Source organism: Vibrio jasicida CAIM 1864 = LMG 25398 (assembly GCF_000400365.1).
Classification (GTDB): Bacteria; Pseudomonadota; Gammaproteobacteria; order Enterobacterales; family Vibrionaceae; genus Vibrio; species Vibrio jasicida.
Genome location: NZ_BAOG01000090.1, coordinates 67,889 through 89,649, shown reverse-complemented (window position 1 = coordinate 89,649; position 21,761 = coordinate 67,889). Strand labels below are relative to the sequence as shown.

Genomic DNA, 21,761 nt, shown 5'->3' with positions numbered 1-21,761 from the left:
GAGTATGGTTTGAAGAAAGCAGCACTATTACTACTTAGCCTTTGTAGCGGGTTCGTCCAAGCACAAGCACTGAAAGCGCCCGTGGGCGTCAGGCCATGTTGCGCATTCGGAGTCGATCTCAAAGCTGAGTTAGGAAGCGTGCCAGTACCCTTCTTCTCCTTAGAAAATGTATTGTCTAGCAACGAAGTGGGTACTCACCACTACAATGACGGCAGTGAGTCTGTACCCGGCAGCCTGCTTGGATTAAATGAAGAAGCCAATGGTCTGATTTTTACCGAGTTAGGCGGCTTTATTGATACGGCACACGTGCGGGACACCTCAGATTACACCTACTATCTGTTTCAGTTAAATCGACACTATTTAGGCAGAGCAGCACACTTAGATCTGCCTGAAGAATTGCGTGTTCGACGTATTCGTTGGTACGAGCATAAAAACAAACTCAGCGAGCAAGAAAACATCGAACGCAGCGCTCAAGCTGCAGCACTGACTGCTTTTCGTCTCGCACAATGGCATGAAATCGCTCAATGGTTTGGCATGGTGTCGGTGAGTGGCTTTAAAGAACTGGCCTCTGCGTTTTCCTCTGAAGATCTTTACTCGAATATGCTTGGTGCAAACCTAGCAAAACAGGTACTGCTCAGTAACCCAGACCTAACACCTAAAAGTTTTTCAAAAGCCATGGACAGCGCCTTCCAACAAGCATTAAAGGATCTGCAAGCACAACCTAAATCCGTGACAAAAGCAAAGATTCAACAACTAGACGGAGTATGGTGGGATAGTTCAAAACGCTTGCCAGATAAATGGGTTGTGAGATTCCGCGACTACCATATGGCGCTACAATTAACACCCAATTACTCCGGTGCGAACCATGAGCTTTCATTAGATGCTTACTTTGCCGATCGACAACCCATCGCTCAGTGGATGAGCGTCGAACTAATAGCAAAAGACAAGGAAAAAGCATTTTCGTCATTGCCTAGCGCGCTAAAGTCACGCTCCACTTGGTCTCCAGCCGACTACCAAGCATTGTCGAACTTCGCTCAAAGCGTTGATGAAAAAACTCGCCCACCGTTAAAGCAATAACCTGGAAGTAAGATGAATAAATGATGCTTAGTTATGCACTGAGCATCAAAAGCCTCACTTTTATGCATACTGTTTTCTACTAACTGAGAATGTAAGAAATCATTTCTATCGGTTGTATATTCGATAAATTTGTTAAATTGAAAACTTTTTAACCATTCAATTCGTTACCGGTTAGTTAAAATTCTATTTTTTAGAGTGACTAACTTCACATCTATTAACCATTCAGACGATTATTCTTTCGTATTTTCGCACTCCACTGCTAATCTGCTCGCCGCCTTGAAGTGAACTTAAGGTGCATAACTATAAGGAGTGTTCTCATGAATACCAAGAAACCGATGTCGCTCACCAGCCGCGTAATTTTGGGTATGGTAGCGGGTATCTTGACAGGATTTGCAATTCGCACACTTTTCGCCGACAACGGATTTGTCGACGCATACATTGTTAATGGATTATTCGAAGTTGGTGGACAGATCTTCGTTGCCAGCTTAAAAATGCTTGTCGTACCGCTAGTATTTGTTTCGCTAGTTTGTGGTACCAGCTCCCTAAAAGACCTATCAACATTGGGTCGCATGGGTGGTAAAACCCTTGCTTTCTACGTAGCAACAACCGCTATCGCAATCACACTTGCTTTAACCATGGGTACGCTATTCCAGCCAGGCGCTGGTGCAGACCTAACTGCAGCAAGTTCATTCAAATCAGCAGAAGCGCCATCTTTGGGTCAAGTGATCATTGATATGTTCCCGACTAACCCAATCAGCGCGATGGCAGAAGGTAAAACCCTGCAAGTTATCGTGTTTGCCGTACTATTCGGTATCGCGATCAGTGCAGCGGGTAAGCCAGGCGAGCGTATTGCCGCTTTCTTCTCTGATCTGAATGAAGTCATCATGAAATTGGTTGCGATTTTGATGAACCTAGCGCCTTACGGTGTGTTCTTCCTAATGGCGAAGCTGTTTACCGGTCTTGGTCTAAGCGCAATCTTCAACCTTGCTGAATACTTTGTTGTACTAGCAGGTACGTTATTGCTGCACGGCCTTGTAACTTACAGCTTGATGCTAAAAGGCTTCACGGGTCTAAACCCAATTACGTTCCTACGTAAGATGGAAGACGCGATCATGTTTGCTTTCTCGACAGCATCATCGAATGCGACGATTCCAGTGACAATGGAAACGGCTAAGCACCGCATGGGTGTTGAGAACCGCGTATCATCGTTCACAGTACCGCTGGGTGCAACCGTGAACATGGATGGTACGGCGATCATGCAAGGTGTGGCGACAGCGTTCATCGCACAGGCATTCAATATCGACCTAACTATGGGCGACTACCTAATGGTTATCATGACGGCAACATTGGCGTCGATCGGTACCGCAGGTGTTCCTGGTGTTGGTCTAGTAATGCTAGCAATGGTATTGAACCAAGTAGGTCTACCGCTAGAAGGTATTGCACTTATCATGGGTGTTGACCGTCTACTTGATATGATTCGTACCGCAGTAAACATCACCGGTGACAGTGCAGTGACTATCATTGTTGCTAAATCGGAAGGCGCATTGGATGAAGCTCGCTTCAACGATCCAAAAGCTGGAGTCGAAGAAGAAGAAGTACATCTAAAACGCGCGGAAGCTTAATTCCTTCCAAGCTAAATTATCCTGTCTAAATGAAAGCCCCGATGGAAACATCGGGGCTTTTGTTTTGTCTGGAATCTAAAGAATAGTTCATAACCCTACTCCGTCATCGAACTCAGCTTTTCTCTCGCTTGTTCTTCATGCTCGTCGGTAATGGCATTGCCGACCGAGTTCGCGGCTAGGGTAAGTGCTGCCATGTCATCGGTAAAGCCGACGCCTGCTAGTACGTCGGGCACCATATCAGTGGGGAGAACGAAGTAAGCTAATGCGCCACCTAAGATAGCTTTGTGGCGAACAGAGGTATTGGAATCTGCCATCGCGAGCCATGATTTGATGCCCATAACAGCAATCTCTTCGCCTGCTTTCTTGACGGAATTTTTCATTTTACGCCAGAAGGTTTTCTCATCTGGTGCTTGCATCGTTTGGTCTAAGACGTCATCGGACGCCGAATTTACAGACATGCTTGTGGTCATCGTGCCTCCTAAACTTATGACTGTGGCATAGATATTAAGACGATGAACCTGAACGTAGGATTAATGGCAAGTATTGATAATGAAGAAAGGAAACAAAATGGCTAGATAAAAAATCCCCAGACCGAAGTCCGGGGGATTATTGCGTTGGAAACAAAAAGTCTTGGAAACCAAATGGTTTTGAAACCAACAGCTTTGGGAAGCAAGCTTTAGAAGCAGAATGCCTTATTGAGCAATCTTCTCTAGGACACGCATCAACATTTTGATACGTGGTTCGATAGACTCAAGCAACAAGTACTCTTGATCACTGTGGAAGCCTGCACCGATAGGTCCTAGACCATCCAAAGTTGGAACACCAAGAATCGCCGTGTTGTTTGCATCAGAGCCACCACCGACTTCTTTCCAGTTGATGTCGATCGCCAGTTCACTTGCCGCTTCTTCAACTAGCATCATCAGGCTTTCCGTTTGTGGGCTTGGCACCATTGAAGGCTTATAAGCTTCACGAACCAGCTCAATGCTCACGCCATCAACGAATGGTGTTTCCAGCATACCGTTTAGCTTGCTATCGACATCATCGTATTCTTCGTTGCTCCAGAAACGCACATCCACGATCGCTTCAGCATGTTCAGGGACGATGTTCGCGCCGTTACCACCAGAGACAATACCGACGTTCAACGTGGTACCAGATTCAAAGTTGGTCATTGCATTGACTGCCAAGATCCAGTTCGCCATCTCAGTGATTGCGCTGCGACCGTTTTCTGGCTCGTTACCAGCGTGAGCTGCAACGCCATTAAAGGTCATTTTGTAGCGAGCCATGCCTTTACGCGCTTTCACTAAACCACCGTCTGCACGTGCTGCTTCTGCAACCAGTACATTCTTAGCGTTTTTCGCTACTGATTGAATCCAATCCACAGAGTCCAAAGATCCCGTTTCTTCATCTGGGTTCATGCAGATAACGATAGACAACTTATCCAACACCGCTTGGTCTAGGTTGCGCATCGCGTATACGATGTTCAGTAAACCAGATTTCATGTCCGAGACGCCCGGACCGTAGGCTTTCTCTGCATCTTGAGACATTGGGCGAAGCTCAGCGGTACCCACAGGGAACACGGTATCCATGTGACCAATCAACATCACGTCGATTTGCTCAGCTTCCGGCTTATTTCGAACTTCAAGACCAACACCGGCTCTGCCACAGTCGATGCGTTTTACGCTCCAACCTGACATCGCTTGGTACTTCTCTTCAAATTGAGAAGCGATGAACTCGATACCATCAGTGGTGTAAGTGCCACAATCCACATTGATTAGCGGACGTAGCTCTTCTAGATATTCATTTAGAGAGAATTGCATGACTCACTCCTAGACAAACAGATTCATCACCAGCATTGCACCAAACGCGTTCAATACTGAGATTGCAATCATAACTGGGATGTAACGACCTTCAGTACCGATAGGGCCCATGATACGACCCATGTACTGAACTTGAGAACCCATAAGGTAGATAGCAGGCGCTAGAATCGCAATGTGCGTGCCGTTAAGGATACCTTGGTCAAACAGCGTGATAACCACACCCACTGCACCGCCCATCGACATCCAAGCGCCGATAAGAACGGCTGCCGCTTCACCAGGAAGACCAAACACCGCCATGATTGGAGAGAACACAGTACCCATCAGATCCAGCGCGCCAGTGATTTGCAGCGCTTTGATGATAACGAATGCCATCAATACGTTAGGAACCGTAGAGGTAGTCGCAATCACCCAACCTTTCTTAGCACCTTCGACGAAGATATCCGTCACCATTGGTTTTTTCGCTTTAACGTCACCCATTATGCCGTCTCCTCTTTTAGGTTCTCAGATTTGTTTTGGTCTTGCTTATCTTCTTTACCTTCAGTCATGTTCAGATAGATGCGGAACAGGTTCGCGCCAACGATCTTGAATGCAAACATCACAACAACCGCTAAACCAATTGAAGACGTTACCGCTAGAGAGCCGTCAGCCATCGTCAGCGTGAATAGCACAGCACCTGATGAGAAGAAGTTCACGATGGTTGCACCAGCAGTGAACTGGAACATGGTAAATACGTCCGTTTCACGCTTAGTTAGGTGACCTTCATCTTTTAGCTGACGCGTCATTGCCGCACCTGCATCGGTACTTTGTAGAGAAGCAATCAGAGCCAAACCAGAGTTACCAGGGATGCCCATAAGAGGACGTAGAAGAGGAGTAAGAAGCTTACGAGCAGCTTCAAGTGCACCGTAGTGCTCAAGTACGTTGATCATACCTAATGCGAACATAACGGTTGGAATCAAAGTAAGTGCGAAAATGAAACCGTCACGAGCACCGCTACCGCCAGTACCGCGGAAAGAGGTAGTCGCAGCTTGTACCGCGCCATCCGCACCTTCCGTTACGCCGTAAGCCACTTTACCGAAAGAGCCATTAAGAGTGGTAAAGTCGAATACACCATACCATTCGTTGGATTGCATTAAACCAGAGAAGAACACAACCGCAAACGCGAGTGCGATGTAACACCCAATCGTTACCTTGCGTTCAGCATGAACAGGGCTTGTCATAAATTCACCTATATATGTGGAACAGAACACATAGATGATCCCTTGAATAATGTGCTAGAGAGATGATCAAAATCAATCCGTTTGCCGAACAATCATCTCACTCAGTTATGAAGTTTTATTTTATGATTTGAATCACATTTAAAAGATAATAAATATTTATGACCAAGATAAGGTAGATTTATCTAACATCAGTACGAATCAAACGTTTAACAAAGTATGTTTAACTTTTGAGCAAAATTGTATTTAACCACACCTTCGACGTGCTTCATGTTTTGTTGCTTATTTGGTGTTTTCTGACTAAAAACTAACAAAAGCCCAATGAAATTTAATTTAGGGTTGTGCGGTCATATATAGAGTTTCACCTAGGATTTGCCTTTTGCTTCGATCACAATCTAACATCGCTCGCTGGACACTTGCCCTCGTAGCTTGGGTGATCGTGATCTGTTTAAGTAAAAATGCGGGCCTCTATCAATCTTGCCCTCTCGTAGCGGATCAAGTCACGGCTGAACACGCTACTGCGCAACAACAAAAGAGCGAAAAAGGCCTAACGAAACAGTGTGAACTATCTGAAAAGTTGATTCAGGTTTCACAAAACCATCTGGATAGCTTCATTGTTCCCTTATTTCTGTTTACGTTGATCTTACTCTCTATCTGTGGTGGTGAACGTAACGCTTTCCGTCATCATACCGAACCGATACCCGAAAAAGTTCGGGTGCACCTAAAACTGTGTGTGTTTAGAGAATAAAACCCGATTGTTAGGGCCTATTGCCCCCAAATTAATTGTTTTATTTTTAACCACTTCACTAACAAAACAGTGAAGACCGATAGTTTTAGGAAAGATCATGAAATTCACACGTACCCTTTTAACGGTAGCACTTACGGTAGTGCCAATGTTTTCACAAGCAGCAGAAAAAACCACTCAAGAGAAACTGGATGACATTACGCAGATACTGCAAGAGAACCCGCAAGTCCTCGACTCTTTGCATCAAAACTTACAAGAGTACGTCGCCTACCAAAAATCATTCAGCTCTACGCTTGAAGAAGTGCGCACTTACTTGAACGATGGCAAGCACTCGTATTTCGGGGCGGAGAATCCAGAACTGACTATCATCAATGTGACTGATTACAGCTGTCCTTTCTGTAAGCGTCTTGAAGGCGAGTTGGTGAAGGTAGAGAAAGCATACCCGCAAATAAAAGTACTGAACATGACGGTATCGTTCAAAGAACAGTACGAGAAGAACGGTTACAACTCAGCAAGCTACGCATTGAACGTATGGCAAAACCAACATGACAAATACAAGCAAGTACATGACTTATTGGTGAAAAAACCGGGACCACACGATGCAAGTTCGCTGCAAAAAATCGCTAAGAAAACAGGCACCGAAGCACAGCTTGTTGACGACAAAGAGACCAAAGCGCTGTTGGATAAGAACTACGAGTACTTCACTCGCCTAGGTCTACGTGGCACACCAGCGATCATCATTAATGACCAAGTTATTCCAGGTTATGTACCTTTCGAAGAGCTTGAGAAAGTCATCGACCAAGAGCTAAAGAAATAAATAGCGATTGATACCGATAGCTATTGAAGTAGCTAAGTAAGAATCGAAAATAACAAAGCCCTTCCCTGAGTCGTCAAGGAAGGGCTTTTCTTTATCATAAGAGAACGAGGCTAAATAGCAATTGGACGACTATTTGAGTTGGCTCCCACCAAAACTCGGCTCATTGTTTAAGTAACTCATTGGCGTGGTCCCCGTCTTTTGGCGGAAAAAGTAAATGAATGCGCTGTCACTTGAAAACTCCAACCGATGCGCAACATCCGATAGCCTCATGCCACTGGATAACAGCTCAATCGCCCCCAACAGACGCCATTGCTGACGCCAACTTTGGTACGGCATCCCCGTCTCACGATTAAAGATCCTCGTTATCGTCTTTTCACTCGCCCCAACCCATTGGCTTAACTTAGCCAAAGAAGGCGCGGTAAACGCTTCATCATCGATTTTCGCGATCCACGACTGTAATCGATAATCTTTAGGTAACGGCAATTGTAAATAGACATCTTCAGAATCGTTAAGCTCTTCTATAAATAAATTCAGGGTATTAACCTGTTCACTTTCAGGTTTATCAAATGGCCAGAAAGACATCCTTTCGATCAAGATTCTCATCAGAGGCGTCACATCGAAAATTCGAATCTTCCGCGGCAAACGCTCTGTCAATGACGGGTCAAAATAGAGAGAACGGTATTGCGCCACATTCGTTGACTGAGCGTTGTGTGATACCCCTTTAGGAATCCATGCTGCTCTCATGGGTGGCAACACATACTTGACGTCCTCAAGCGTTATCGTCATGCAACCATGTTGTGATGAAAGTAACTGGTCTTTCGCATGGAAATGAATACCTGAATCATGATCCGATACCTCGACAGCGACGCCAATGACCAATCCATTGTGTTCATCAGCACAAAAATGATCACCTTTCGAAAGTAATGCCATTGAAATCAACCTGTCCTTATTTCGATATTTTATGTTTGATTCTCATTATAACCCCAAAGCATGGCACAGATATACTTTGCTGCATCACGTAAACCAAGAAACGTGAAACACGTAATCGAATGTCGTTCACTCAACATCAAGCTAAATGTTCAAACGACGCTCTGCAATAGAGGTATTTTTGAGAACTTAACAATGAATAAATTAATAGAAAAAGTGTCCATTCCGTTGGCTGTTGTGCTCTTAATGTTTCCACAGATCATCGAGACAATGTACAGCCCTGCACTGACTTCCGTGAAAAGTACGTTTGGCGTCAGTAGCAATGAAGCCGCACAAGCGATGTCCATTTTCTTTGTCGCTTTTGCGTTTGGTGTGGTTTTTTGGGGAAGAATGTGTGACGTCATAGGTCGAAGAGTATCAACGATACTAGGGCTTATCGTCTTTATTATTGCAGCCATTTTTACCATGCTCGCACCAACATTCAACTTGCTGCTAACCGGTTTTGGTTGCTGCGCTTTTGGAGCGGCGGTTGGTTCTGTCTGCACGCAAACCATCATTCGTGATGGCTATCATGGTAAAGAGCTCAGCCACGTTTTTTCGATTGTTGGAACATCGATCGGCATTAGCCCTGTGATCGGAATGTTGGCTGGCAGTTGGCTAACATCATTCGGCGGATACCAATGGGTTTTCATCGCCATGGTCGTGTTCATCATTGCACTGTTGGTTTGGTCGTTGTTCAAATTGCCGGAGACAAAGCCAGCACACACCAAAAAAGATAGCCTGTTATCCGTCGGTATAAAGATGCTGACCGATGCGCACATCTGGTACATCACACTCATGGTAGGGTTGTTTAACATTGCGCTGTTTTCTTATTACAGCATCGCACCATTTATGTTTGAAAAACTGGGCGCAAGCGTTAATTTTTTCGGCAATACAGGGTTCATACTCGCACTGGGTTCTGTATTAGGTTCTGTCATCAATATGAAGTTAATACGCATGCATTTAAGTCACGAAAAGATTGTGATGTTTGCATCGTGGCTACTTTTGATTGGCGGATTTGGTGTATTCATCATGCAAGAGTCAGTTTGGTTTTTCATTCCTGTGGTATTGGTTTCCCTATCATTTGGACTGGCGATTCCAAACCTCTTAAGCGGCGCGTTAACTCACTATCGCGATCACTTAGGGAGTGCAGGAGCACTATTAGGCTTGTTCTATTATCTGGTCATCGGATTTGGCCTTCACAGAGCCGCTGAGTTTGGTGATTTGGCGATGACTTTAATCGGCTGTGCTGGCATTGCTTGTGTCATATCCATCATCAACTATCTTGTTGGACTGATTACTTTCAAAACCTCTGATATTGAGTTTTAAATACGACTATCTAGGAAGAAAAACCTGTTAGCACTCACGCAGCCCCTTCCCACATTCAAGTGAGAAGGGGCTGATGCCGTAGTGTCGTTTATTTCTCACGACCAACAAACGCCACAACGACTTTGTCATTGCCAAGCGAGCGAGAGAACACGTACGCGCCTTCTTGTTCAATCACTTGATGCTGACCCGCACCAATCGCTGGGTGCGCTTTACGGAACTGACCAAGTGTTTGCCAATGTTTTAGCAACGCTTGCTTCTCATCCGATAGCTTCCACACCATGTCAGAACGTGTGCCTTGGTGGAAATCGTCCGCATAAGGGCCAATGTTACGACCAACTTCATCACCATAGTAAACCTGAACAGCACCAGGGCTCAGAAGCAGTGCATTCGCGGCGTTACGCTGCATGCCGTAATCTTTGAAGCGAGAGAAGAATAACTCCGTATCGTGAGAAGACATGTAACTCACAGGGTTAAAGTCTTTCTCATTGGCGATAGTATCTGCGTAACTTTGGTAGGTGTCTGCCATTTGGCTGAAACACGCCGCGCCTTTGTCTAACTTCTTCTGCATGTCGAAGTTAATCAAGGCGTCAAAGCCATCGTCAAAGTAAGGGCTGCGATAAGCGGTATGTCCCCATACTTCACCCATCATCCAGAATGGTTGACCCAATTTACCGTTCTCTTTACGCCACTGTTCAAGGCTGCTCGACGCTTCTTCTTTTAAACGCTTCCACACATCACCTTCAACGTGCTTCACCGTATCGACACGGTAACCATCAATACCAAAGCGTTTCACCCAATCAGTTTGCCACTCAATGAGGTAATCGGAAACGGTGTAATTGTCACGCGCTTCTACGCGAGTGCCTGGGTTATCCAATAGCCATTGTGCAGGCTTCACGGCGTTGTCTGATTCAGTGATAAAGTCAGGTAAACCCGCCAATGACATGGTGATATCGCTGCTGCCTGTAGCAGGGTAGCCCGGCAAACCTGTTCTTACCCAATCACCACCCCACCATTTCGCCCAGTTTGGACTCTGGTAATCAATATTCTGGTGGTAGCTATGCCAATTTTCACCCGCTTTTGGTTGCCAGTCGCCCCACTTCTTCGGTAAATCAGCGTTTGGTTTTAACACCTCAATACCGTCAAATTGCAAATCGGCTAACGTTGAGTAACCGGTGTGGTTGATTACTGCGTCCATCAAGACTTTAAGGCCACGTTTGTGTGCCTCTTCCACCAGCTTTTTAAGATCAGCTTCGTTACCGAAGTTTTCATCAATCTTGGTAAAGTCACGCGTCCAGTAGCCGTGGTAAGCGTAAAACGGGAATGAACCGCTATCGCCACCACCCACAAAACCATGTACTTGCTCAACGATTGGCGATAACCAAATCGCATCTGTTCCTAGGCTCTTAATGTAATCCAGTTTCTCAATCACGCCTTTTAGGTCACCGCCGTGGAAGGTACCAATCTCTTCTTTGCCGTCTTTCTTGCGCCCATAGCTGTTGTCATTGCTCGTATCGGCATTATTGAAACGGTCGACCATCACGAAGTAAATGTTGGCATTGCGATAATCAAACGGTACTGCTTCTTTGGTTTTCTTCACTGACTCTAGTAGCACCAACCCGCCTGAATCTTTGCTTGGCGTCAGCGATACTTGCTGATCTTTTACTTCGACCATTTGCCCAGAGTAAGCATCACGCAACTTGGTGCCATCTGGGAAACTGTCACCTAACGCGATGGTGACTTCGCCGCCTTGGTAAACCTCACATTGCACTTGTGGGATTGGGCGTTTGAACTCAGTGTTAGCAGATTTCTTTGGTTCACGCTTAAAACGCAGTGTTTTCGCTTCCGCATCAAAAGCGAAAGAGTAGTCGCCGGTAAAGCGGATTTTTAACGGCAGTTCTGTTGGCTGTCCACAGTTCAGCGCGATAGGTTTGTTGAATTTGACCTTCTGACCATCAGGCGCCACACAGTCGCCTTCAACGCCAGTGATTTTGAGCGTATAGCCATCTTTGGTTAATGGCACAATCAAAGGCTGCTCTGCACTTAAAGGAAAGTCACGGCTGTTGGTCGTGGTAGAAATGGTAATGTTTGGCTCGGCGATGGCACTTGCCGATGCAAGCAATAAGGTAGTCGTAATCAGATTCAGTTTCATCGTTCAGTCCATTGGTTGCGCATAGGCGCAGTATTCGTGTTGTAGTTTTATTCACACTAATAGTAAATGGATGAAAAACTGAGCACATCATTCTGAAAGGCTACGCCCTAAAGCTTGTGACGCTTCACATTTTGCTTTTATTGGGGCGTAGTTCTATTTATGAGCAGGATAAAAGGGAGTTTAAAGCTGAACGCTACCAAGGTTGCGCATTTGTCTCATCGCCCAATTGACGCGGCTGATGGTGTATGAAGTCTGAGGGTAGACTTTGATGCGATATGGATTTGGCAGCACTACTGCAAGCCTTGCTGCTTGGCGTGTTGAAAGTTGTTTAGCAGGAATACCAAAGTAGTTTTGCGCAGCGGCTTCCGCGCCATAAATACCCGGGCCAAATTCCACCACATTCAAATACACTTCGAGAATGCGTTCTTTACTCCACATCGCTTCCATCAGCAGAGCAAAATAAAGCTCATACACTTTGCGCACATAAGAGTGGGAAGGAAACAGAAACACGTTCTTTGCAGTTTGCTGAGTAATCGTGCTCGCACCACGCGAAGGGCCATTTTCTCCGGCTTGAGAAATCACTTTAAATAAAGAATCGAAATCCACACCGTAATGGGTCGGGAACGTTTGATCTTCTGTCGCGATCACGGCCAATTGAATGTGCTTAGAAATATCGTTCAAAGGCACCCACTCATTCTGACTCTCTTCAGGGAATCCCTCAGGAGGAGAAATCATGCGGCTGATCTTCCACCCCCAAATTGGTGGATCGACGTATTTCACTATGCCAACCATTACTACAGGTACCACTAAAAGGAGCAACAGCAATTTAACCAGTAAAGATTTGATTTTTCTCAGCATCTAAATAAGCTCAACAAATAGGAAAGTTAAACATAGCACAAAAGCTACCTCACCTCGGCAACTAACCTCTAAAACCTTTTCAAATGAAAAAGGTGGCAACTTTCATAAGTCGTCTTTTGAAAAAATATACCTTTTTTGAGAAATCACTCAGAACGAAAACACCAATATACGCATAAGAATGTTCAGGTGACATCAACAAACAAACGCGCTCATTACAGAATCTAATAAACCTATTACATATCAAACTAGGCTCGCAATCTCTCTTACTGTTAAATGTTTCACGAATGTTAAAAAGGGGTTGTAATGAACACGATACATAATCTTGAGGCTTGGCTACCGGAGATGACAGAGGTACGCCATAGCCTTCACAAACATCCGGAACTCGGATTTGAAGAATTCAGAACTCAGAAACTGGTCGTCGAAAAACTAAAAGAGTTTGGTATTGAAAATATTGACACAAGTTTTGGTACCACTGGAGTAGTAGCTACAATCCAAGGCAATAAAGGCCTAGGAAAAACTATCGGACTTAGAGCTGATATGGACGCTCTCCCCATACATGAAGAGAACGACTTTGCTCATCGCTCATGTAACTCAGGAAAAATGCATGCTTGCGGCCACGATGGCCATACCACAATGCTACTGTATGCTGCAAAATACCTTGCTCTTCATAGAAGCTTTAAAGGCAAAGCTGTTCTTATTTTCCAACCCGCAGAAGAAGGCGTTGGAGGAGCCAAGAGAATGCTCACCGATGGTCTTTTAGAGAAGTATCCTTTAGATGCTTGCTATTCATTACACAACATGCCGGGAATCCCTGAAGGACATTTCGCCTTTAAAAACGGTCCGATAATGGCTAGCTCTGATAGACTTTTTATTTCAATAAAAGGGAAAAGTGGTCATGCGGGTATACCTCAAAACACTCAAGATCCTCTTCTCGTCGCAACCCATGTTTATCAAGGAATACAGGGGTTAGTTACCAGGACTCAAAGTCCTTTCGATCCTGTTGTGGTATCTGTCACTCAATTACACTGCGGAGAAACAACAAACGCAATTGCAGATATTGCCAACATGAGCGGTACGTTTAGAACATTATCCAATGATGTTCGTAATCGCCTCGTTAAGCAATTGGAGACACTGACAACCAATATTGCAGCAGCGTTTGAAATGGAAGCACATTTTTCTCTTGGGCCAATATCACACCCACCGACTATCAATACATGCCTAGAAACTCAGTCTGCGATCACTGCTGCAATCTCTGTAGTCGGCAGACAAAAAGTCAATAGCGAATGCCAACCACTACTCGCTAGTGAAGATTTTTCTTTCTTCTTGCAGAAAGTCCCCGGTTGTTATGGGTTCATAGGAAATGGAACAAATGAAGGAAATGAAACGATTGGCTTACACCACAAACGATACGACTTTAATGACCGTATATTACCGATTGGAGCCGCCTATTTCATTTCATTACTTGAACAGAGCTGATCTAACTACGTAGACATTACGCTTAAGGACTATTACCGTCAAAGGATACGAATATGACACATATGCTCGAGCAAAATAGCGTCCATAACAAAACAAGGTTAATAGAAAAAATAGAAAAGGTAGGCGACAAAATACCACATCCGTTTTACATGTTTCTTATCCTTTGCTTTTCGGTGATGGTTCTATCTTGGCTGACTTCACTGCTAGGAGGAAGCGTTATCCATCCTCTAACTCAAGATGAGGTTTTAGTTAAAAACCTACTAAGTGGTGAAGGGTTAGTTTATATGCTGAATTCAGCAATTGGTAACTTCATTGCCTTCAAGCCGCTGGGTTTGGTTCTGTCCATGATGATTGCCGTTGGCCTTGTTCAGGAGGTGGGATTAGCGGATTCAGCCATAAAAAAATCCTTACTCAATGCACCACGAAAATTCGTTACAGCATCGATATTTATCACTGGTATTATTGGTAACTTAGCATCAGATGCAGCTTTCATTCTTGTCCCTCCTCTAGCTGGTATCATTTTTTCCGCTACCAACAGAAACCCTGTTGTTGGAATTGCTGCCGGTTTTGTCGCTGTCGCAGCAGGATTCACTGCCAATATCTTCATAGCGGGAACAGACGTATTACTATCGGGAATTTCAACTGAAGCCGCAAGCATTATTGACCCTATAGAAATAAGCCCAGCTGCTAACTGGTACTTTATGTTAATTTCAGTACCGTTACTTGTCGTTACAGGAACTTTAATCACTGATAAATACATTGAACCTAGATTCAGCAAACAAGCATATAATGAAAGTGAGGGAATAGATTCAAGGGCATATCAAATCAGTGAACAAGAAATTAATGCCTTGAAATGGTCTGGAGTAACTTCTGTTATATTTATAGCGGTAATAATCGCATTAATCTTTCCTAGTGACTCACCATTAAGAAACGAAACCGGGGGTTTGGTACCGTCGCCATTCTTATCTGGGATTATCCCTATCATTATGGCGTTTTTTATTCTAAATGCCGTCGTCTACGGATTAAAAGCACGCGTTATTCAAAAACCAAATGATGTGCCTGAGCTTATGGCACGCTCCCTCAACGGAGTTGGTGGCTATATTGTTCTAGTCTTTGTTATTGCGCAGTTTATTGCTTGGTTTAATTGGTCAAACCTTGCGGTATTTGTTGCCGTAAATGGTGCCGAGTTATTATCAAATGTCCAAATGCCGAAGTTATTGATGCTCGCAATGTTTATGATTCTTGCAGGGTTGATGAACCTTATAGTTTTTAGTGGTTCGGCTCAATGGGCAATTATGGCTCCTGTTTTTATTCCCTTATTTATGTTGCTTGATGTTTCGCCAGAATACACACAAATGGCTTATAGAATTGCAGATTCAACAACCAATATCATTTCACCAACAAACCCTTATATTCCCATGGTTTTAGCATTGATTGCTAAATACAATTCCAATGTGAAATTTGGTACCTTTTTGGCGATGATGCTCCCTTATGCCTGTATTCTGTTCACAGTTTGGGGAGCAGCATTTTTAATTTACACATTGCTCGGATTACCAGTTGGACCTGTGTAGGAAACAAAGTCGTTTAGCTAAGCATTAACGCTTTTTTTCAAACTTAAAATGAACTCATCAATAATTTCATGATGAGTTTCTTTTTTTGTAATAATGCCGATAGAGCGATACTGTACTGGACGTACAATTGGAATGAAGCGCAGATGTTCGTTAGCGTGCAAGGCCGCAATAGTGGAAGATAAGATAGCAGAACCCAAGCCACTTTCTATCATGCCCAACAACGTCGATGTATGAGACACGCAAACTTCTGGATCATATGTCAAACCAGCACTTATAAACGCCTGATCAGCGAGGCTTCTTAGGCTATTTCCCGGACTGATACCAATAGAAGCATGAGAGTGAGCTTCTTCCCAACTAATCTGTTTCAATTCGCTTAAAGGATGCCCAACCTTGCATGCGAAACACAAGTGATCACGAAAGAGTAATTCAAAGTTAAGCATAGAGTTGTTAGGCGGAGTGCCTAAACCTACGTCTGCTCGCCCTTCTAAAACCGAAGCATGAATATCGTCGACTCGTTCTTCAATTAATCTAAAGGCAAACTGAGGGTTATGTTTTTTGAGGTGTTGGATCGTTTTAGGCACCAAAGAAGCACACATTGAATACAAAGAAGAAATGACGAGTGTTTCATGCTTCCCTTGTTGCCGAGCACGGTTATCTTGTTCCCACTTTTCAAGTCTGTTAACTATCATATTCGCTTCTAAATAAAACGACTCTCCGGCCTCCGTTAATGTTACTTTTCGGTTTTTGTTTTCAACTAAATCACAAGACATCTGTAAAGACAGCTTTCTGATCATCTGACTCAATGCAGATTGAGTTAAATGGACTCTTTCTGCAGCCAATGTGTAGCTTTGAGTATCTGCTAACGCTACAAACGCCTTCAATTGCCGATAAGTAATATTCACATTCATTCCCTCTAATGTTCTTATTACGGAATTTAAAAAGATCGCACCATGTTGTTGTCACCACATGGTGAAGTGTTAATGAATTGTGACAACGCTCACTCAACGATCTCTTTAATTGAAAAACTAAATCATCAGATGCATAGATATATTCAAGTTCTGGATTTAGTGATAGAGAGCCCTTACGGGTAAAAGTTTTGAAAGAGTCAAAAAAAGCCCGATTTACATTGTAAAGCGGGCTTGATGTTTATCAGGTTCTTTGGCTATTTGAGTTATGTGCGTAAACTCAGCTTACTTTGCCAATTTGTAGAATACGGTTGATAGTGGCGGTAAACGCAGCTCAAGAGACTGAGGTAACGACTCGCTTTCTACTTCTTCTGTTTCTACGCTGGCCAGCACTTCAAAATCGCTGCCATCGTATTTCACATCATCAGTATTCAACAGAAGCTCATATTTGCCTTCCATTGGAACACCCAAACGGAAACGCTCATGCGGCACTGGTGTGAAGTTACTGATCACCAATACACGCTCGCCTTTTTGGCTAATACGCTCGTGCGCCAAAATGCTGGAATCAGCTTCATCTTGCAGACGCCATTCAAAGCCAGCAGGCACGCAATCTTGGTCGTGCATCGCCGCTTCGTTTCGGTATAAGTGGTTTAAGTCACGAATCAGCGCTTGTACACCTTGGTGGCGACCAAACTCAAGTAAGAACCATTGCAACTGATCGTCGTGGTTCCATTCAGCCGTCTGGCCTAACTCAGCGCCCATGAAGTTGAGTTTCTTACCTGGCTGCGCATACATGTAGCCGTAGTACGCACGTAGGTTTGCAGTTTGCTGCCACTCATCACCCGGCATCTTGTTGTGAATAGAACCTTTGCCGTACACCACTTCATCATGAGATAGCGACAATACGTAGTTCTCACTATGTGCATAGACAAGCGGGAATGTGATGGTATTGTGATGGTATTTGCGGTGAACAGGGTCTTCTTGAATGTACGATAGACTGTCGTGCATCCAGCCCATGTTCCACTTAAAGCCAAAGCCTAAACCGCCCATAAACGTCGGAGCAGACACACCCGGGAATGCGGTCGATTCTTCTGCAATCGTCATCGCATTCGGGAAGTGCTTATACACCTCTTCGTTCATCCACTTCAAGGTTGCGATCGCATCGTAGTTCTCATTACCACCGTCGACGTTCGGGATCCACTGATCGTGGCTGCGTGAGTAGTCTAGGTAGAGCATTGAAGCGACAGCATCAACACGAATACCATCAATATGGAATTGCTCGAACCAGTACAGTGCGTTAGACACAAGGAAGCGACGAACATGTTCACGACCTAAATCGTAAATGTATGAGTTCCAATCTTGGTGCCAACCACGACGAGGATCTGGATCGTGGAACAGTGGCGTACCGTCGAAGTTCGCTAAGCCATGATCGTCCGACGGGAAGTGAGCAGGCACCCAATCCAGTACCACGCCCAAGCCAGCTTGGTGACACGCATCGACGAAGAATTTGAAATCGTCAGGTGAGCCGTAACGACTGGTTGGGGCAAATAGGCCAACTGGCTGATAACCCCAAGAACCAAAGAACGGATGTTCAGACACTGGCATGAGTTCAACGTGGGTATATCCCATGTCGACTAAGTATGGAACCAACTCAGTCGCCAGCTCACGATAATTTAGGAAATCACCGTCCGCATTGCGCTTCCAAGAACCAGCATGGAGTTCGTAGAAGGATAAAGCCTCATCACGTTTTTGCGTGACCGTTCGGTTTTGCCATTTGGTGTCTTGCCATTGGTAACGATTATGATCGTACGTAATCGATGCGAAAGACGGGTATTGCTCTGAGAAGAAACCCCAAGGGTCTTGTTTGTGAGGAAGCCCTTCCCCATTTGGTCCTTTGAGCTCAAATTTGTATTGTACGCCCTCTTCCAAATCAGGAATGAACAAGCCCCAAATGCCGTAATCAAGGCGTTGCATCGGATGACGGCGGCCATCCCACTGGTTGAAACTGCCAACTAGGCTAATGGCGGATGCATGAGGTGCGTAAACAAGGAATCGAACGCCCGAGATATTTTTACCATCTCGCTCCATCGTCACGAAATGTGAGCCCATGTAGTGGTACATGTCTTTTGGCGTATGCAGGTGCTCATATTCTTGATAAATATTGTGATATTGGTAAGGGTCGTCGACAAGCTGTTCAACACCATCCCAATTCACCGCTAATTGGTAGTGTGTTAAGTGCAAATCGCGCACTTCTTCTAGGACAAAAATGCTGTCACCATCGCGCTTTAATTCCACACGTGGCTCGCCTTCGACAACCAGTTCAACTTTGTCTGCACCTGGCATCCAGACTCTTAATGAACCTTCTTCGTCATTCGCAAAAGGCCCCAGTGTAGCAAACGGGTCTGAGTAAGCCGCCTCAGCCAATAGTTCGTATGCGCGTTTGTGGTTTTTCTTTACCTTAGTTTTCAAATCTTTCTCCCTAGCACCGATATTCTCCTAGTGGTTTTTGAATATCGGATTTCCTCAGCCAAACGTTGCGAATTCACAAAAATATAAAACCGCTCACTTTATCCATTCAATGAATAAAGTGGCATCAAAAAACAAAAATGCCCGCTATTGTTGCGGGCATAATAACGGTACTCCATCCTAACGGATCGTACCGATTTAATGAGTGACCTAGGCTGTACTTTCGTACCTCTACGCAATTAAATTCACGATTTCCTACATCACTCAATACTCATTATTTGCCTACTTTCGCACGCACTTCAGTGAGACGTTTCGAAATGCGGTTTACGTCTTCACGGCTAAAGATTTCATCAAGGTTCATCGACAACTTACGACGCCAGTTTGGATACTCATCTACCGTGCCAGGAATGTTAACTGGTTGATCCATCTCTAACCAGTCTTCAAGCTGAACACTCAGTAATGCAGAATCACCCGCAGCAACGTGCAATTGAAGCGCTTCACTCAAGTACGTGTCCATTGGAACGTATTGAGCATCATGGCCAATACCTTCTGGCAAGTAACCGTGCCAACGAACACTGTCTAGAATGCCTTGTTTACACTTCAAACGATCCTCAAATAGACCTTCTAATTGTTGCTCGTCTGGGTAAAGACCAATCTCACGCCCCATCTTTAAGTCATCGCAATGCCAGAAACCACGGAGGGTTGGCATGTCGTGTGTACACAATGCCGACATCGACTGTTCAGCGTAATGTTTCGGAGAAATGAAGCCGCCATCGTCTTTTGATGTTTCGAAGAAGAACACTTTGTATGAGTGAACGCCTGCGTCACGTAGGATATCGACAATTTCATCTGGCACGGTACCCAAGTCTTCACCGATAACTGAACACTGATGACGGTGAGATTCAAGTGCTAGGATTGCCAGCATGTCTTCAACTGGGTAGTAAAGGTAAGCACCTTCAGTCGCCTTTTCGCCTTTTGGAATCCACCATAGACGAAGTAGACCAAGAACGTGGTCAATACGCAGCGCACCACAGTGCTTCATGTTGGCACGTAATAGCTTGATGTACGCATCGTAACCAGTTGCTTCTAGCACTTGTGGGTTTAGCGGTGGTAGACCCCAGTTTTGACCTAGAGGACCAAGAATATCTGGCGGCGCGCCGATACTTGCATCTAGAACTAGGTTGCCTTCATCAGCCCACGTTTCACTACCTGAATCCGCAACGCCTACAGCGAGATCTCGGTAAAGACCAACGGTCATACCTTTTTCTTCAGCCAGTGCTTGCGCTTCTTTGATTTGATCGTCAGCGATCCACTGTAGGTACATGTACAGGTGAACACGCTCTTGATTATCTTTGATGTATTTCTGAGTCGCCGCCGAGTCAAATGTACGGTATTTCTCAGGGAATACAGGCCAACCCCACACGCTTGAATCTTCCGCGTGCAATTCACCATGCAAAGCATCAAATGCCGTTTGGTGAAGTAGGCTATCACCACCAAGCTCTACAAACTCTAGGAATGCACGAGCACGGTCAGTGTTCTTGTCTAAGTGACGCGCTTTGAACTCACTAAATAGTAGCGGTAACACGCTCATCTTCAGCTCAGACACTTCGGTGTAATTCACCCAATGTGATTCACGCGCTTTTTGCAGACGTTGTTGGAACTCTGCGCTGCCAACACGTTGCTGTGCTTCTGCACTTAACGCGAATTCAGGTACAGAGCTTACGTCGATGTACATGATGTTCAGCCAACGACGAGAAGACGGGCTGTATGGGCTCGCACCTTCTGGGTTCGCAGGGAACAATGAATGAATCGGGTTCAAACCAATGAAGTCACCGCCACGAGATGCGATATCACTCACCAGTTGCTTTAGATCGCCAAAATCACCGATACCCCAGTTATGCTGAGTACGCAGTGTATAAAGCTGGATGCTTGGGCCCCATAGCTTTTTGTGTTGGTTTAGATCTTCTTGCTTGAAACACGCTTTAGGTGTGATGATCAGTGACATTTCGTAAGGCGTTTTGCGACGCTTACGGCTGATGATCAGTTTGTGGTAACCCCATGCCAAGTTCTTTGGCAATGCAAACACTAGAGGGCCACCCTCAGCTCGTTCATCACGAACAATTTGCGACTGAAGATAGCCTTCAAGTACCTCTCCTTGTTCTGTTTCTAAACGCCAGCTAAATTCACTCTCGCGAGCACTCGTACCTAGGTTTAGTTCCACTTCGACTGGTTCGCCGTCGCGTAAAACAAGAACAGGGGCTAGTACGTCTTTCTTATGTTTTTTCTCAGCTGAAGCCAATAGCTTCTCATCGCTGCTAGTATCGTAGCCAAGTGAAGTGAGCAAGCGGCGCAGTGTTTCTTCTGAAACTTTTGCCTCGTCTCCCCACGCGCTGACGTAGCTATCTGCTAATCGCGCCATGTCTGCGACTTTCTTTAATGCTGTTTGTTCTTTCATCGCTTTCTCCGAAGGTAATACCAACACCTTCCATGTAGGGTTTTATTGTTATCAATAATTTATCTTTGAAAATGACCAAAGGTAGCACTCGGCTACCTTGGTCTTATACCCAAGTGACCTCAAGATGCACAGTTCAGAGCGTTGTCATTGATTCGAGTTCAAGGAAAGCAACGCCGCGGAATAGCAGCCTCTTTCCAAGTTGTTTGACACCGAAATCGGGTCAATGACACGCTCCCAGAGGGCGAGTTGCCTTGTCTTACATGCTTCGTTAACAATTTTTGATATAGAACCACT

General features: G+C 44.9%; 17 protein-coding genes. 7 read left to right on the top strand and 10 right to left on the bottom strand.

The features are described 5' to 3' along the window. The first annotated feature begins 9 nt into the window (after nucleotides 1–9). Entirely contained in the window at nucleotides 10–1,077 is a 1,068-nt protein-coding gene (locus VJL_RS21370; protein WP_038881335.1) for a DUF4056 domain-containing protein, read from the top strand. Between the two features lie 317 nt (nucleotides 1,078–1,394). Next, nucleotides 1,395–2,699 carry a dicarboxylate/amino acid:cation symporter gene (locus VJL_RS21365; protein WP_038868990.1) on the top strand — a complete coding sequence of 435 codons (1,305 nt, stop codon included), beginning with the start codon at nucleotides 1,395–1,397 and terminating at the stop codon, nucleotides 2,697–2,699. A 95-nt stretch (nucleotides 2,700–2,794) separates the two neighbouring features. On the opposite strand, the gene VJL_RS21360 is transcribed toward VJL_RS21365, so the two are convergent. The 4 genes from VJL_RS21360 to VJL_RS21345 form a co-directional block, all read right to left on the bottom strand. Beyond that, entirely contained in the window at nucleotides 2,795–3,169 is a 375-nt protein-coding gene (locus VJL_RS21360; RefSeq protein ID WP_009698021.1) for a YkvA family protein, read from the bottom strand. Between the two features lie 222 nt (nucleotides 3,170–3,391). Then, the gene (locus tag VJL_RS21355) at nucleotides 3,392–4,516 is read right to left on the bottom strand and encodes a M20 family metallopeptidase (RefSeq protein WP_038881333.1); all 1,125 of its coding nucleotides are present in this window, start codon (nucleotides 4,514–4,516) and stop codon (nucleotides 3,392–3,394) included. Nucleotides 4,517–4,525: 9 nt separating this feature from the next. After that, nucleotides 4,526–4,993: a YjiG family protein gene (locus VJL_RS21350; RefSeq protein WP_005374849.1), complete on the bottom strand. Its 468-nt coding sequence runs from the start codon at nucleotides 4,991–4,993 to the stop codon at nucleotides 4,526–4,528. Beyond that, a complete protein-coding gene (locus VJL_RS21345; protein ID WP_038881332.1) occupies nucleotides 4,993–5,733 on the bottom strand; it encodes a nucleoside recognition domain-containing protein in 741 nt (246 codons plus the stop codon). The genes VJL_RS21350 and VJL_RS21345 overlap by 1 nt, the downstream gene beginning before the upstream one ends. Before the next feature lie 376 nt (nucleotides 5,734–6,109). Between VJL_RS21345 and VJL_RS21340 the strand changes: the two genes are divergently transcribed. Both VJL_RS21340 and VJL_RS21335 read left to right on the top strand, forming a co-directional pair. Then, nucleotides 6,110–6,478 carry a hypothetical protein gene (locus VJL_RS21340; protein WP_038881329.1) on the top strand — a complete coding sequence of 123 codons (369 nt, stop codon included), beginning with the start codon at nucleotides 6,110–6,112 and terminating at the stop codon, nucleotides 6,476–6,478. 97 nt (nucleotides 6,479–6,575) lie between these two features. Then, nucleotides 6,576–7,292, top strand: a complete 717-nt coding sequence (locus tag VJL_RS21335) for a DsbA family protein (RefSeq protein WP_038881328.1) — start codon at nucleotides 6,576–6,578, stop codon at nucleotides 7,290–7,292. A 129-nt stretch (nucleotides 7,293–7,421) separates the two neighbouring features. Here the strand turns inward: VJL_RS21335 and VJL_RS21330 are convergent, their stop codons facing one another. Beyond that, a complete protein-coding gene (locus tag VJL_RS21330) occupies nucleotides 7,422–8,222 on the bottom strand; it encodes an AraC family transcriptional regulator (protein WP_038881326.1) in 801 nt (266 codons plus the stop codon). Nucleotides 8,223–8,414: 192 nt separating this feature from the next. Between VJL_RS21330 and VJL_RS21325 the strand changes: the two genes are divergently transcribed. Continuing rightward, nucleotides 8,415–9,587: an MFS transporter gene (locus VJL_RS21325; protein WP_038881324.1), complete on the top strand. Its 1,173-nt coding sequence runs from the start codon at nucleotides 8,415–8,417 to the stop codon at nucleotides 9,585–9,587. A gap of 88 nt (nucleotides 9,588–9,675) precedes the next feature. Here VJL_RS21325 and VJL_RS21320 read toward each other — a convergent pair whose 3' ends face one another. Further along, nucleotides 9,676–11,736: an alpha-amylase gene (locus VJL_RS21320; protein ID WP_038881323.1), complete on the bottom strand. Its 2,061-nt coding sequence runs from the start codon at nucleotides 11,734–11,736 to the stop codon at nucleotides 9,676–9,678. A 180-nt stretch (nucleotides 11,737–11,916) separates the two neighbouring features. Continuing rightward, nucleotides 11,917–12,594, bottom strand: a complete 678-nt coding sequence (gene mtgA, locus VJL_RS21315) for a monofunctional biosynthetic peptidoglycan transglycosylase (RefSeq protein ID WP_038881322.1) — start codon at nucleotides 12,592–12,594, stop codon at nucleotides 11,917–11,919. 303 nt (nucleotides 12,595–12,897) lie between these two features. On the opposite strand from mtgA, the gene VJL_RS21310 reads away from it, so the two are divergent. After that, entirely contained in the window at nucleotides 12,898–14,070 is a 1,173-nt protein-coding gene (locus tag VJL_RS21310; RefSeq protein WP_038881321.1) for a M20 aminoacylase family protein, read from the top strand. Nucleotides 14,071–14,123: 53 nt separating this feature from the next. Continuing rightward, a complete protein-coding gene (locus tag VJL_RS21305) occupies nucleotides 14,124–15,641 on the top strand; it encodes an AbgT family transporter (protein WP_038881319.1) in 1,518 nt (505 codons plus the stop codon). Nucleotides 15,642–15,658: 17 nt separating this feature from the next. Here the strand turns inward: VJL_RS21305 and VJL_RS21300 are convergent, their stop codons facing one another. The 3 genes from VJL_RS21300 to malQ form a co-directional block, all read right to left on the bottom strand. Then, on the bottom strand, nucleotides 15,659–16,543 hold the full coding sequence (locus VJL_RS21300) for a LysR family transcriptional regulator (protein WP_038881367.1): 885 nt from the start codon (nucleotides 16,541–16,543) through the stop codon (nucleotides 15,659–15,661). A 288-nt stretch (nucleotides 16,544–16,831) separates the two neighbouring features. Continuing rightward, nucleotides 16,832–19,036: a 1,4-alpha-glucan branching protein GlgB gene (glgB, locus tag VJL_RS21295; RefSeq protein WP_038868973.1), complete on the bottom strand. Its 2,205-nt coding sequence runs from the start codon at nucleotides 19,034–19,036 to the stop codon at nucleotides 16,832–16,834. Nucleotides 19,037–19,286: 250 nt separating this feature from the next. Continuing rightward, entirely contained in the window at nucleotides 19,287–21,467 is a 2,181-nt protein-coding gene (malQ, locus tag VJL_RS21290) for a 4-alpha-glucanotransferase (RefSeq protein WP_038881318.1), read from the bottom strand. Nucleotides 21,468–21,761: the final 294 nt, after the last annotated feature.

What these genes read in the sequence shown, in the direction of transcription:
- VJL_RS21365 (WP_038868990.1), top strand. Translation starts at nt 1,395, where the DNA reads ATGAATACCAAGAAACCGATGTCGCTCACCAGCCGCGTAATTTTGGGT.
- VJL_RS21360 (WP_009698021.1), bottom strand. Translation starts at nt 3,169, where the DNA reads ATGACCACAAGCATGTCTGTAAATTCGGCGTCCGATGACGTCTTAGAC.
- VJL_RS21355 (WP_038881333.1), bottom strand. Translation starts at nt 4,516, where the DNA reads ATGCAATTCTCTCTAAATGAATATCTAGAAGAGCTACGTCCGCTAATC.
- VJL_RS21350 (WP_005374849.1), bottom strand. Translation starts at nt 4,993, where the DNA reads ATGGGTGACGTTAAAGCGAAAAAACCAATGGTGACGGATATCTTCGTC.
- VJL_RS21345 (WP_038881332.1), bottom strand. Translation starts at nt 5,733, where the DNA reads ATGACAAGCCCTGTTCATGCTGAACGCAAGGTAACGATTGGGTGTTAC.
- VJL_RS21335 (WP_038881328.1), top strand. Translation starts at nt 6,576, where the DNA reads ATGAAATTCACACGTACCCTTTTAACGGTAGCACTTACGGTAGTGCCA.
- VJL_RS21330 (WP_038881326.1), bottom strand. Translation starts at nt 8,222, where the DNA reads ATGGCATTACTTTCGAAAGGTGATCATTTTTGTGCTGATGAACACAAT.
- VJL_RS21325 (WP_038881324.1), top strand. Translation starts at nt 8,415, where the DNA reads ATGAATAAATTAATAGAAAAAGTGTCCATTCCGTTGGCTGTTGTGCTC.
- VJL_RS21320 (WP_038881323.1), bottom strand. Translation starts at nt 11,736, where the DNA reads ATGAAACTGAATCTGATTACGACTACCTTATTGCTTGCATCGGCAAGT.
- mtgA (WP_038881322.1), bottom strand. Translation starts at nt 12,594, where the DNA reads ATGCTGAGAAAAATCAAATCTTTACTGGTTAAATTGCTGTTGCTCCTT.
- VJL_RS21310 (WP_038881321.1), top strand. Translation starts at nt 12,898, where the DNA reads ATGAACACGATACATAATCTTGAGGCTTGGCTACCGGAGATGACAGAG.
- VJL_RS21305 (WP_038881319.1), top strand. Translation starts at nt 14,124, where the DNA reads ATGACACATATGCTCGAGCAAAATAGCGTCCATAACAAAACAAGGTTA.
- malQ (WP_038881318.1), bottom strand. Translation starts at nt 21,467, where the DNA reads ATGAAAGAACAAACAGCATTAAAGAAAGTCGCAGACATGGCGCGATTA.